The sequence below is a fragment of the Psychroflexus salinarum genome, from assembly GCF_042677225.1.
In the GTDB taxonomy this organism is placed as follows: Bacteria; Bacteroidota; Bacteroidia; order Flavobacteriales; family Flavobacteriaceae; genus Psychroflexus; species Psychroflexus salinarum.
Genome location: NZ_JBHTIV010000013.1, coordinates 146757 through 160797, shown reverse-complemented (window position 1 = coordinate 160797; position 14041 = coordinate 146757). Strand labels below are relative to the sequence as shown.

10 protein-coding genes and 1 tRNA gene are annotated in these 14041 nt (G+C 34.8%); 3 read left to right on the top strand and 8 right to left on the bottom strand.

What is annotated here, in order from left to right; genetic code table 11:
• Positions 1-18: 18 nt before the first annotated feature.
• From lysA to pheT, 4 genes are all read right to left on the bottom strand, one after another.
• Positions 19-1224 carry a diaminopimelate decarboxylase gene (lysA, locus tag ACFQ0R_RS11350; protein WP_379658495.1) on the bottom strand — a complete coding sequence of 402 codons (1206 nt, stop codon included), beginning with the start codon at positions 1222-1224 and terminating at the stop codon, positions 19-21.
• 262 nt (positions 1225-1486) lie between these two features.
• Entirely contained in the window at positions 1487-2209 is a 723-nt protein-coding gene (locus ACFQ0R_RS11345; RefSeq protein ID WP_379658494.1) for a hypothetical protein, read from the bottom strand.
• A 98-nt stretch (positions 2210-2307) separates the two neighbouring features.
• Positions 2308-2748: a hotdog fold thioesterase gene (locus tag ACFQ0R_RS11340; protein WP_379658493.1), complete on the bottom strand. Its 441-nt coding sequence runs from the start codon at positions 2746-2748 to the stop codon at positions 2308-2310.
• A 69-nt stretch (positions 2749-2817) separates the two neighbouring features.
• A complete protein-coding gene (gene pheT / locus ACFQ0R_RS11335) occupies positions 2818-5244 on the bottom strand; it encodes a phenylalanine--tRNA ligase subunit beta (RefSeq protein WP_379658492.1) in 2427 nt (808 codons plus the stop codon).
• Between the two features lie 100 nt (positions 5245-5344).
• On the opposite strand from pheT, the gene ACFQ0R_RS11330 reads away from it, so the two are divergent.
• The gene (locus tag ACFQ0R_RS11330; RefSeq protein ID WP_379658491.1) at positions 5345-6682 is read left to right on the top strand and encodes a M28 family peptidase; all 1338 of its coding nucleotides are present in this window, start codon (positions 5345-5347) and stop codon (positions 6680-6682) included.
• Positions 6683-6738: 56 nt separating this feature from the next.
• Here the strand turns inward: ACFQ0R_RS11330 and ACFQ0R_RS11325 are convergent.
• The 4 genes from ACFQ0R_RS11325 to nhaC all read right to left on the bottom strand — a co-directional run bounded on the left by ACFQ0R_RS11325 (position 6739) and on the right by nhaC (position 11376).
• Positions 6739-6814 (bottom strand) — tRNA-His (locus tag ACFQ0R_RS11325).
• A gap of 163 nt (positions 6815-6977) precedes the next feature.
• Entirely contained in the window at positions 6978-8981 is a 2004-nt protein-coding gene (gene acs, locus ACFQ0R_RS11320) for an acetate--CoA ligase (RefSeq protein WP_379658490.1), read from the bottom strand.
• A 202-nt stretch (positions 8982-9183) separates the two neighbouring features.
• Positions 9184-9900 carry a bacillithiol biosynthesis deacetylase BshB1 gene (gene bshB1 / locus ACFQ0R_RS11315; protein ID WP_379658489.1) on the bottom strand — a complete coding sequence of 239 codons (717 nt, stop codon included), beginning with the start codon at positions 9898-9900 and terminating at the stop codon, positions 9184-9186.
• A 3-nt stretch (positions 9901-9903) separates the two neighbouring features.
• The gene (gene nhaC, locus ACFQ0R_RS11310) at positions 9904-11376 is read right to left on the bottom strand and encodes a Na+/H+ antiporter NhaC (protein WP_379658488.1); all 1473 of its coding nucleotides are present in this window, start codon (positions 11374-11376) and stop codon (positions 9904-9906) included.
• 295 nt (positions 11377-11671) lie between these two features.
• On the opposite strand from nhaC, the gene lpdA reads away from it, so the two are divergent.
• Both lpdA and ACFQ0R_RS11300 read left to right on the top strand, forming a co-directional pair.
• A complete protein-coding gene (gene lpdA / locus ACFQ0R_RS11305) occupies positions 11672-13078 on the top strand; it encodes a dihydrolipoyl dehydrogenase (protein ID WP_379658487.1) in 1407 nt (468 codons plus the stop codon).
• 225 nt (positions 13079-13303) lie between these two features.
• Complete coding sequence (locus tag ACFQ0R_RS11300; RefSeq protein ID WP_379658486.1) at positions 13304-14005, top strand: DUF429 domain-containing protein; 702 nt, start codon at positions 13304-13306, stop codon at positions 14003-14005.
• The last annotated feature ends 36 nt before the right edge of the window (positions 14006-14041 follow it).

Here is a 14041-nt window from a genome sequence, read left to right as displayed (position 1 = left end):
TGTTACTGTGTTTTTATTTTATAAGACTACTTCAATCTGATTTCTTACAATATCTTCAAAAGTTTCTCTTTGTCTTATCAAGTGTACTTTACCTTTATGCCATAGAACTTCTGGAGGTCTAAATCTTGAATTATAGTTACTAGACATTGAATAACAATAAGCTCCAGCATTTTTGAAAGCTAAAATATCGCCTTCGCTTATTTCAGATATCATCTTGTTATTTGCAAACGTATCTGTTTCACAGATATAACCAACAACTGAATAAAATCTCTTATTTCGCTTGGGGTGTGAAATGTTTATTATTTCATGATTTGATCCGTAGAACATTGGACGAACCAAATGATTGAAGCCTGAATCAATTTGAGCAAACACGGTGGAAGTTGTTTGCTTTACAACATTTACTTTAGCTAAAAAGAATCCAGCTTCACTTACCAGAAATTTCCCAGGCTCAAAAGCCAGCGTTAATTCTTTTCCGTAAGATTTACAGAACTCGTTGAAACGTTTGGTAAGTTTTGTTCCCAGTTCTTCAACATTTGTTTCGATATCACCTTCATGGTAAGGAACTTTGAAGCCACTACCAAAGTCTAGAAATTCAAGGTTTTTAAATTGAGCGGCAACGTCAAATAATATTTCTGCTGCGTGAAGAAAAACACCAATGTCCAAAATATCACTTCCTGTATGCATGTGAATACCATTTATGGTCATGCCAGTATTTTCTACAATTCTAAGAACATGAGGCATCTGATGAATAGAAATACCAAATTTTGAGTCAATATGACCTACCGAAATATTGGTATTTCCCCCCGCCATAACATGTGGATTTATACGGATACAAACAGGAACTTTAGGATGTTTCGCACCAAATTGTTCAAGAATAAGTAAATTATCAATATTGATTTGTACCCCAAGTTCAACAGCTTCTTCCAATTCTTCCATTGAAACGCCATTGGGTGTAAAGATGATTTTAGCAGGATCAAATCCAGCTGTAATTCCCAACCTAACTTCTTGAATAGACACAGTATCCAACGCACTACCTAACTGGTTGAATAATCTAAGTACACTTAAGTTTGATAACGCCTTTACGGCATAGTGAAGACGCAAGTGTTTGACCTTTTTGAAAGCATCGGTAAGACGTTTATATTGATTTGTAATCTTTTCTGAATCATAAACATAAACTGGGCTACCAAATTCTTGAGTAACCTTTAAAAGGTCTGCGTGTGTCATTATTTTTTAAATTTAAAAATAGAGTGAATATCGGTTTAAGATTTTAATCCGGCTAAAATAGTAAACATAAATGAATATGGAATTATGCTATACACTTAGATTTTAAAGCACATCTCTTTGAAACCTTAGCATGTTTTCGGTGTATATACTTTTTAACTAAAGACTTTTTAAAATTGGCTTTAAAGGATTTAAAAAGAAATCCACAGAATATATTGGGAGATAATTGGCGAAGTATAAATTGAATAATAATCATGTCTATCTTTTAAGCATTGTAATATTTACTTCTCCAAATAGCAGTATTGAAATTTTTCCCTTTGGCAAATCCGTAATAAAGGGCAACACCACCTATCCATTTGAACATAAATAAAAAAAGCAAAATGAATTCTGTTCTTAGATTATCTTCGCTCATGAAAAAACCGCTTGGGACTAGAGAAGTGCAAATTAATGCACATATAAACACAAAGAACATAAAATTTTCGAAGGTTTTGAAAGGCCACATCATGATCCTACGAAAAGGACTCAAATCATTACCCCACTTGTGAATCAAGTAATAGTATTCATTTCCAATAGGAGCAAATAAAAGAGGGTCATCTGCATTCTCCAATTTAAATAATTTAGATGGAGCCATAATTTTAAATCCTTTTAAATTCGTTTCATGCTCCTCTTCTAAGGTTTTTATCTTGGAAATTGCTTCGTAAGGTAATTTACCTTTGAAATACTTTGAATCCAAAAATCTCAATCTGTAGTTGACGCAAATTTGTTCTATTTGATCAATATGAAATATTTCGCTAGATTCTAGCTTATCAAAATCAAAATCATTGGAATCTATAGAATCTCCAGAAGTTATCTTATCTAAAATCTCATCATTTTTATCATCAACATCTTTTAGAACTTCATAAACCTGTTTCAAAATATCTTCATTAGAAGTTGTTTTGAATTTAGCTTTATTCAATTGGGTTTTAAGGTTTGTTCTTGGAAACATCATATATCTTTTTCAACATTCGATATAAAAGTAACAAGTAAGTTAAGTTCAGACAATTAGAGATTGAAATTTTAACACCTATTAAGTATTAATTCAATCTCTTAAGCTTTTTGATTAAGACGAATAAAGTTGTAAACTGCGCGTCCTTCAGCAACAAGCTCATGTTCTGGATCATCTTCCAAATAACATTTCATACTCGCTACAAAAATTCTTGAACCCAGCCTTAGTGTTCTACCTTCAACTATAATCGGCTTAGCGTATGCCGGAGACAGAAAATCGACTCGTATATCTATTGTTGCCATTTTATCTTTTATTGAGCTCAAATGAGTACCTCCCACAATACCACCTACAGAGTCCATAACTGTAGTGATTATTCCACCATGCCATCTGTTCGATCTTATATCTCCAACCACTTCTGGCCTAAAAGGGACTTTTACTTTCACAAAATCCTTTTCGATGTGAAGTAGTTCTAATCCTAAAAACTTGTGGATAGGAATAACTTCTTCAATCATTTTCTTTACAAAATCATCATTTAGATCCATTACTTATTGTTTCAAAAAAAATCCCTAAGTCGCATTGCGCTTAGGGATTAAATATAAAGTTTTTATTTTCTACCTTAAAGAAGCATTGAATTTTGTTTCAAATTGAGTTTGCAATTTCTTCATCACTTTGTCTACTTGTTTGTCGGTAAGAGTTTTCTTATCATCCATAAACTTAAAGCGAAGCGCATAGCTTTTTTTCTGCTCAGGTAGTTTATCTCCCTCATAAACGTCGAATAAATCAACCTCTTTCAAGATTTTCTTATCTGTCATGAAAGCCAATTCTTTAAGTTCATCGAATTTAACTGTTTGATCTAATAACAGAGCAAAATCTCTTTGAGTCGAAGGAAATCTAGGTATTTCTTTAATTTTTAATTGCTTTCTCCCCAAACTATCAAGAACATTACTCCAGTTAATATCAGCGAAAAGTACTTCCTGTTCAATATCAAAATGCCTTAGAATACCAGTCTTTACTCTACCAAATTCTACGATAGTTTTAGAATTTAATTTACCCGTAAGACCTTCTGAAATTGATTTTGATTCAACTGATTGGTAGTCCAGATTAGATAATCCAAGCTTATCAAAGATTCTTTCAATGTAACCTTTCAATTCAAAAAAATTGGTTCTTTCTTGAGCAAGAGTCCATGATTCTTTAGTTTTTGAACCTGTTATAAAAAGGGACAAATGCTTAGTTTCAAGATATTCACCCTCAATATTTTTATATGTTTTTCCAAGTTCAAAAAACTTTAAATCTGTTTTCTTTCTGTTGATGTTATAACTCACAGATTCTAAACCTGAAAATAACATGGATTGCCTCATTACTCCTAAATCATTACTAAGAGCATTGAGTATATCTACGTTATGCTCTTCTTTCAGATCATCTGCCAATTCCACATAAGCCCTTGTTGTCAGTGAATTTGACATGATTTCATAAAATCCTTGAGACACTAATTGATCTGCTAATTTATTCTGAATTTTATAATCGTCATAAATAGAAGAGTTAGCAACAGAAACATTGAATTTGCTATCAGATTCAATATTATTATAGCCATAAACTCTTAAAATCTCTTCAATCACATCGACTTCCCGTTGAACATCTACTCTGTAGGCAGGAATAGTTAGCCCTAAGCCGCTTTCAGAAACATTATTCACTTTTATATCTAGTGATGTCAAAATAGTTTTGATTACACCTGTATCTATCTCTTGACCGATCAAATGATTGATTTTATCAAAAGTTAGAAATACTTGAAAATCTTCAATCTTCTTTGGGTAAAAATCATCTATATCACTAGAAACAACTCCACCAGCTATCTCCTGGATGAGAATAACTGCTCTCTTCAAAGCAAACTCTGTAATATTTGGATCTATTCCTCTTTCATAACGGAATGAAGCATCAGTATTTAATCCATGACGCTTTGCTGTTTTTCTTATACTTACTGGATTGAAGTATGCGCTTTCAAGAAAAATATCAGTTGTACTTTTTGTAACTCCAGACTCATTTCCTCCAAAAATACCAGCCATACAAAGTGGTTTTTTTGAATCACAAATCATAAGATCATCTTCGTGAAGCTCTCTCTCAATACCATCTAAAGTCGTAAATTTAGTACCAGACTTTAGAGTTTTTACTTCTATTTTATTGTTTTTGACTTTATCCAGGTCAAATGCATGAAGAGGTTGACCAAGTTCATGTAAAACGTAATTAGTAGCGTCAACGATATTATTTTTAGGATTTATTCCTATTGCTTTCAGTCTATTTTTTAACCAATCCGGAGAATCTTTAACCTCCAACCCAGAAATACTTACCCCACAATATCTTGGAGCCAACTCTGGTTTTTTAACTGATATTGAAACTCTTAAGCTTCTATTATCTACGTGAAAACTACTTACGGATGGTGTATCTAAAGGAATATTTATTTCATTCTGAATTAATCCAGCTCTCAAATCTCTGGCAACTCCCCAGTGACTCATGGCATCTGCTCTGTTGGGTGTGAGTCCAATTTCAAAGACTTGATCTTTCTCTACTGAAAACACTTGATTGAGCGGTGTTCCAGGTATCAGATTTTTGTCTAATACCATAATTCCTGCATGACTATTTCCAATACCGATCTCATCTTCGGCACAAATCATACCTTCACTTACTTCTCCACGTATTTTTCCTTTCTTAATTGGCCATGGCTGCCCTTTTTCATCGTAAAGAGTTGTGCCAATTGTAGCCACTGGAACATTTTGGCCTTGAGCAACGTTAGGAGCGCCGCAAACAATAGAAAGTAATTGATCCTGACCAATATTAACTTTTGTAAGATTTAAACGATCTGCATTAGGATGAGGCACACAAGACTCTACATGTCCCACAACAATGCCTTCAAGTCCACCTTTTATGGATTCAAAATCTGTAATACCTTCAACTTCAAGACCTAAATCCGTGAGTAAGACTTCGGTTTCCTCCGCTGTCCATTTTGTTTTTAGAAATTGCTTCAACCAGTTGTAAGAAATCTTCATAATATTTGTCTATAGAAGGCGCAAAGATAACAAACCCACTTAGCTCTTAAAATTTTTATTCCTTTAAAATTGTAGTAAATTGAGCCAAAAATATAATTTCATGAAAACTACACTTACAATTGCTTTTTTAACAATGACTACAGTTTTTTATGCTCAAGTAGATACTAAAATCTACGATATTGTTGATAATGTATCTGCTGAAAAACTTGAATATTATGTTCAAAATCTTGTCGATTTTGGAACTAGAAATACATTTAGTGAAACTGAAAGTGATACCCGAGGAATTGGCGCTGCTAGACGCTGGATTAAATCTGAGTTTGAAGAAATATCTTCAAATTGTAATTCTTGTCTGGATGTTTTCTTTCAGGGTGAAACCGTTACTCCAGCAGATGGAAATAGGATACCAAAAACAGCAGAAGTTCTTAATGTAGTTGCAATCCAGAAAGGAAAAAAATATCCAAATTCATACATCATTATGAGTGGCGATATCGATTCCAGAGCTTCTGATACACAGGATTTTGAAACTGATGCTCCCGGAGCTAATGATAATGCTACAGGTATGGCAGGGGCTATGGAAGCAGCTAGAGTTCTTTCTCAATATGAATTTGATCATAGTATTGTATATGTTGGTCTAAGCGGAGAAGAACAAGGATTGTACGGAGGACAATTTTTAGCTAAATACGCTAAAGAAAACGAGTGGAATATCATTGGAATTTTGAATAACGACATGATAGGTAACATTGAAGGTGTTGATGGTGTGATTGATAATAGAAGTTTTAGAATTTTCAGTGAAGCTCACAATCCAACAGAGACAGATAGAGAAAGACAAATGAAGCGCTTCTATGGTGGTGAAGTCGATGGAGCTTCCAGACAATTGGCCAGATATGTTTATGAAACTACAAGTACATATATGCCAGAAATGAATCCAATTATGATCTATCGTCTAGACCGTTTCGGACGTGGTGGTCATCACAAACCATTCAATGACTTAGGATTTCCAGGTATTAGAATTATGGAAGCTCACGAAAATTACAATCAACAACATCAAGATATAAGAATGGAAAGCGGTATTGCTTACGGAGATGTCATTGAACACGTCAATTTTGATTACGTCGAGAAATTAACCGCTGTAAATGCCATTTCAATGGCAAGTTTGGCATGGGCTCCACAAGCTCCTACTGAGGTTGCTATAGGTGGAATTGTAGAGCCTTCTGTGAAATTAAAATGGGAACAAAAAAATCCTGATGATGTGAAAGGTTACAAAATTTACTGGAGATCGACCACCTCCCCAACCTGGGATCATTTCAGATATGTAGAAAATACAAATGAAGTGACACTCGATGGCATTATCATCGATAATTTTTTCTTTGGAGTAGCAGCCGTGGATAAAGACGGCCACGAAAGTGTTGTTGTTTTTCCAAGTAAGATTATGAGATAATCCAAAGTGTGTAAAAACTAAAAAAGGTCTTATCAAATTGATAAGACCTTTTTTTTGGGTGGAAGATGGGGCTCGAACCCACGACCCCTGGTACCACAAACCAGTGCTCTAACCAACTGAGCTACATCCACCAGTTGTCTTTTAAGACGTTGCAAATTTAATATAAAAATGCATTCTACAAAACGATTTTGATAAATAACAAAAAAAATATATGATATGATTCATAACCTATTCAACTTCTTAGGATTATAAATAGACAATAAATCTTATCAAATCATTTTCAAATGAAATTGATTTATTTTTCATTCAAGAAAGGCTGAACTTTTTCCTTAATTTCTTCTACAATATCAGGATCAAGCAAAGTGGAAATATCTCCAATTTGATCACCCTCGTTCGAGGAAATTTTTCTCATGATTCTACGCATTATTTTTCCGCTTCTAGTTTTGGGCAAACCAGACACAAAATGAATACGGTCTAACTTAGCGATAGGCCCAATTTTACTTGAAATTAACTGATTGATTTCCTTGCTCAAATTTTGTTTATCTCGAGATTCCCCTTCATTTTTAAGAATTACAAATCCAGCTAAAGCATTCCCTTTAACCTTGTGAGCAAAACCTACTATGGCAGATTCCGCTACAGCGGGATGCTCATTGATGGCATCTTCTATGGGTGCTGTACCCAAGTTGTGCCCAGATACGATAATCACATCATCTACTCTACCTGTAATTCTGTAATAACCTACTTCATCCCTAAGCGCACCATCTCCCGTAAAATACAAATTTTCAAAGGCTGAAAAATAAGTATCTATATAACGTTGATGATTCCCATAAACAGTTCTAGCCATGCTTGGCCACGGATGCTTAATACAAAGTTTACCAGACACAGAGTTACCTTTTAACTCTTCTCCCTTATCATCCATTAGAGATGGCTGGATGCCTGGTAAAGGAAGCGTTGCAAAAGTAGGTTTAGTTGGAGTTACAAAAGGTATTGGTGAAATCATAATTCCGCCCGTTTCTGTTTGCCACCATGTATCTACAATTGGACATTTTCTCTTTCCAATATTTTCATAATACCAGTTCCAGGCTTCTTCATTAATAGGCTCACCCACAGTTCCTAAAACTTTTAAAGAAGATATGTCGTGCTTATCTACAAACTCAACATCCTGTTTTGCTAAAGCCCTTATAGCCGTTGGGGCTGTGTAGAACTGATTTACCTTATGTTTCTCAACTATCTCCCAAAATCTACCATAATCTGGATAAGAAGGAACACCTTCAAACATAAGCGTTGTAGCTCCATTTAATAGAGGTCCATAAACAATATAGGAGTGTCCAGTAATCCAGCCAATATCAGCAGTACACCAATACACATCATTTTCTTGGTATTGAAATACATTTTTGAACGAAAACGCCGTATAAACCATATATCCAGCTGTGGTATGTACCATGCCTTTGGGTGTTCCTGTAGAGCCTGAGGTATATAAAATAAAAAGTGTGTCCTCTGCATCCATCACTTCTGCTTCACATTTATCATCCACTTGATTCAATTCATCATGAAGCCAGATGTCTCGATCTTTGACCATCTCAATGTCTGATGAAGTTTGCTTAACTACTAATACACATTCTATTGAAGGTGTATCCCCCATAGCTTCATCTACAATACCTTTTAAATTAATGCTTTTAGAACCTCTATAAGAACCATCAGCAGTAATTAGCATCTTACATTCTGAATCATTAATTCTGGAAGATAAAGCTAAAGCTGAAAATCCTGCGAATACTACAGAGTGCACTGCTCCTATCCTGGCACAAGCTAGGGTGGCAATAGCTAGTTCAGGAATCATTGGTAAATAAATGCAAACGCGATCTCCTTTTTTAATACCGTTTTTCTTTAGCACGTTTGCCATTTTATTGACGCGCTTCGATAATTCGTTGTAGCTGATATAGAGTGTCTTTTCTTCTGGATCATTGGGTTCCCAGATAATCGCTGTTTTATTACCTCTGGTTTCCAAATGTCTATCGATAGCATTTTCAGTAATATTAAGTTGTGCTCCTTCAAACCAGGTCACCTCTGCTTTTTTGGGATTCCATTTTAAGACAGAATCCCATTTTTTTCTCCATTCAAAATTTCTCTCAGCAATGGTGTTCCAAAAATCCTCTGGATCATTTTTAGAAATCCTATAAACATCCATATATTTTGCAAGTGAATCGATATTATAATAATGCTGAGTTAACTCTTTGAGATAATTCAATTTTTCAGGGGTTATAGCCTGTTCTGAAGTATTTTGAAGTGATTCGTCATTCATTTTTACTGATTTTTTTTTGCCTTTTAGGTTAATTATCGATAAGATTTTTAAGTAACTTTCAATACATAAATTCAAATCAAGGATGATAAATTTAAGAAAAAAATCAGTCTAAAATGTTATTTCCTGGATTCCTACTTAAATAAAAACCCACTTTTCAAATCATTTGACTAGTGGGTTTTTATTTAAAATTTAGAAACTAAAATTAAATCAGATCAAATATCGAGTCTACCGCCGGATAGCGTTCTACTGTATAGCCTTCAGCATGCTCAGTATTAATGATTCGACCAAGATTTCTTGCTCTGTAAGTAATGCTATCAAAAAAATTAGAACTGGAAATTGGTGTTTCAGGTTCTTTACTCTGTGTATCATAAAACTGGGTTTTATAAGCTTTAATACACTCTATTTTCTTATCCATAAAACCAGTAATATCCACTACAATATCTGGTTTTATGTCATACCATTGTATGTAGTGGTAAACATGTTTTGGTCTCCATTCCTTTTGAGAATTACCTTCAAAAATGGTTTCTATTTTTTTCAAACCACTTAAGAAACAAGAGTCACTCACGAGTTGACTGCCTTTCCCATGATCTATGTGTCTATCGTGAATAGCATTACATAAAATAACATCAGGTCTATATTTTCTTAAGACTTTAATGATTTCAAGTTGATGGGCTGTGTTATTTGTAAAAAATCCATCACTAAATTCAAGATTCTTCCTCATGCTTACACCAAGAATTTTAGCCGCATTTTCAGCTTCTTTATCTCGAGTTTCAGCGGTTCCTCGAGTACCTAATTCCCCACGAGTTAAATCTAAAATTCCAATCTTTTTACCCTTTTTTATCTCCTTAGCTAAAGTTCCAGAACAACTCAATTCAACATCATCGGGATGAGCACCTATAGCTAATATATCTAACTTCATAATTTATTTTTTTCTCAGTTGTCTTATTTTAATATTGAATGCAGCAAAAAACAAAGTTACAAAAGGGCTCAAATAGTTAAATATAGCATAGAAAAAGTAATCAACTACCGGTACACCTAAAACTCCGCTATGATAAGCTCCACATGTATTCCATGGAACCAGAACTGAAGTTACTGTTCCAGAATCTTCCAATGTTCGGCTTAAATTTTCTGGTGCTAACCCCTTTTTTTCATAAGCTTTTGCAAACATTTTACCTGGAACCACTATAGCCAAATACTGGTCTGATGCAGTAGCATTTAATGCCAAACAACTCGTAACTGTACTAAAAAACAAGCCAAACGTAGATGTAAATAAATTCAGAAGAGCTTCACTTATGCGCTCTAAAGCTCCAATGGCATCCATTATTCCTCCAAAAACCATAGCGCAAATAATCAGCCAAATAGTTCCTAACATTCCTGCCATACCTCCAGCTGAAAATAAACCTTGTAAAATTTCATTTTCTGTAGGAATAACAATATCTACCGTAATAGCGTTCATAATCCCTTTGTAAGCAGTTTCAAAAGTAAGGGATTCTCCTCCTCCAATTAACTTCACTAAATCTGGCTGAAAAAAAAGAGCTGCGACAGCTGCCAGAAGAGTTCCTATAAGTAGGGCTATCAACGGAGGGGTTTTCTTAATGATAAGTATAATAACTAAGGCCGGGACTACAAACAACCATCCAGAAACATTAAAAGAAGCTTCAATACTATTCAGAATTTCCGATGGATTAGTTTGACCTGCTGTGTCAAGATTCAGACCTATTATGACAAAAACAATCAACGTGATGATGATTGTAGGCACGGTAGTCAGTGTCATATACCTTATGTGAGTGAATAAATCTGTCCCAGCCATTGCAGGAGCAAGGTTGGTAGTGTCACTCATTGGTGATAATTTATCTCCAAAATAACCACCGGATAATACGGCACCAGCAGTCATCGCAACAGAAATATCTAGTGCTTCTGCAATACCAATTAAAGCAATACCTACAGTGGCAGATGTCGTCCAACTGCTCCCGGTAGCAATCGAAATAATCGAACAAATAATGACACAAGCTGCGAGAAATATAGTAGGGTTTAAAATTTGTAAACCATAATAAATCATAGCTGGTATAATCCCGCTTAGTAGCCAAGTTCCAGCCAAGGCACCGACCATCAATAAAATTAAAATAGGCTCGGTTGTAGATTTTATATTCTTGGCAACATCCTCTATCATAGCTTCAAACTTAGCTCCTTTGGAAACCCCAACAATTGCTGCTACAGCAGCACCCATAAGTAATATAAATTGATTAGAACCTGATAGTGAATCGTCTCCATAAATAAAAACATTATAAGCCAGCATTCCAATAAGAGCAATCACAGGAATTAAAGCCTGCCAGATGCTTAGCCTTATTTTGTTATTGGACGGGTCTTCTTCGGTCGCGTTTACAGATTCACTCATGTCAAGAATTTAAAATCGACGTAATGTTACAATTTTGTGGCTTATTTCACAAAGCAAAGCATTAGTTTTATCCAACTCAAGCTATAATCAATTTATAACCAGACTCTTATTTCTTTAAAAAAGGCTAACTTATAAGATTGATACTATCTGAGTTTCTTAGCAAACAAATTCAAAGTAAGAAAATAACAACTAGAAATCATCCAAGAATTTAACAAGGAATTGAAGGGAATCAATTGCCCTTTATGACAGAAGGTGTAAATTTGTAATACTTTATTTAGAAATTAAAATTCATTTTATGAACACATATGATGTAGCCGTAATCGGCTCTGGACCTGGAGGCTATGTAGCAGCCATACGTTGTGCACAGCTAGGTTTAAAAACTGTTATTATTGAAAAATATACGACCAAAGGCGGAACTTGCCTTAATGTAGGTTGTATTCCTTCTAAAGCTTTACTGGACTCTTCTCACCACTATGAAGAAGCTATCAAAAATTTTGAAGAACATGGTATCGATATTTCCGGTGAAGTAAAAGTCAATCTGGAAAATATGATGAAAAGAAAGTCTAGCGTTGTAGATCAGACAACCAAAGGAATAGACTTTCTCATGGATAAAAATAATATTGAATCTTTACAGGGTGTTGGATCTTTTAAAGATAAAACTCACATTATAGTTACTGATGCTGATGGTGAAGAAACCGAAATCGAAGCTAAGCACACCATCATCGCTACAGGGAGTAAGCCTTCTAGCTTACCTTTCCTGGAAATTGACAAGGAAAGAATCATCACTTCTACCGAAATTCTTTCACTAAAGGAAATCCCCAAACACCTTATCATGATCGGGGGTGGAGTAATTGGGCTTGAGCTTGGTCAGGTTTACAAAAGACTCGGCGCAGAAGTCACCGTTATAGAATTTATGGACCGCATCATTCCGGGCATGGACAAAGACCAGAGCAAGGAGCTGATGAAGGCCATGAAAAAGCAAAAAGCTAAATTCAAACTTTCCCATAAAGTAAAATCTGTGGAGCGCAACGGCGACGAAGTCATTGTGAAAGCAGATGATAAAGACGGTAAAGAAGTAGAATTTAAAGGAGATTACTGCCTGGTTTCTGTAGGTCGACGACCTTATACAGATGGCTTAAATGCCGATAAAGCTGGCGTAGAGATCAATGATAAAGGCAAAGTAGTCGTTAATAAAAAATTACAAACCTCTACTGAAAATATTTACGCAATCGGAGATGTAATCGAAGGTGCAATGCTTGCTCACAAAGCCGAAGAAGAAGGAACTTTTGTAGCTGAAGTCATTTCAGGACAAAAACCACATATTGATTATAACTTGATCCCAAATGTGGTATACACATGGCCAGAAGTGGCTTCCGTAGGAAAAAATGAAGACCAGCTCAAAGATGAAAATATCGAATTCAATACTGGTAAATTCCCGATGCGTGCTTTGGGAAGAGCCAGAGCTAGTGGTGATGTAGACGGATTTGTAAAAATATTTTCTGACAAGAAAACCGATGAAGTTTTGGGCGTACACATGGTTGGTGCTAGAGTCGCAGACCTTATCGCCGAGGCGGTTACGGCTATGGAATTCCGTGCCAGTGCTGAGGATATCGCAAGAATGAGTCACGCTCACCCAACTTATGCTGAGGCTGTAAAAGAAGCCGCCCTTGCTGCTACAGGCGACCGTGCTTTACATATTTAAAATTATAAATTGAATTACAATCAAGTCGATATAGAAATGTATCGGCTTTTTTTATTCTGATTCTGCCTTCAAAGGAACACCGGCAAATTAGTCTTTGTTGGCTTTAAACTTCTAGATAGTTAGTTTCAACCTAACAATTAATTTAATATCCCGTTCTGAGTTGCAGAAAGGTTAAATATTTTCTAATAAAAATCGTATGTTTCGTTCAACTAGAGTAATCGAAAAATGAAAATAGCTGGAATAGATTCTTGCCCACTAGGATGGGTTGTCATTCTTCATGATTATAAAAAATTCTCATTTGAAGCAGTAAAATCAATTGATGAACTGATGGAATTACACCCAGACTTAAACAGAGTTTTTATTGATATTCCTATTGGTTTATCTTCCATAGATTTTACAAGGACCATCGAGAATAAACTAAGGAAAGAACTTGGAAATAGATCTTCTACTATATTCACTCCGGCTTCTAGAAAAGCTATTTATGCTTCAGATTATGATAAAGCCAGAGATATAAACAAAAGAGTTTTAGGAAAAAGCATTTCGATACAGAGTTATAACATTTCCAAAAAAATAAAAGAAATAGATCAATTTATGGTATATAAAACTGATGAATTGGAAATCTATGAAAGTCATCCTGAAATTTGTTTTAAGTATTTAAATGATTTAGACGTTATTCAAACAAAAAAATCTACAAAGGAAGGATTTGAAGAACGCTTTCAATTACTTAAACAGCATTATCCTCAACTTGAGAAATTATATCAAAATATTATACAAACGTTCACAAAGTCAAAAGTAAAACCAGACGATATTTTAGATGCGATGGTACTTTGTGTTTCTAACTTAAAGAGTAGTCCGTCTGGATTAAACTTTATTGAAGATGAGCATAATATTGACGAAAAAGGAATCTTTATAAAAGTTGCTTACTGACCCCTTTTAGAATACTTACAAATTAGATGTTTCAAT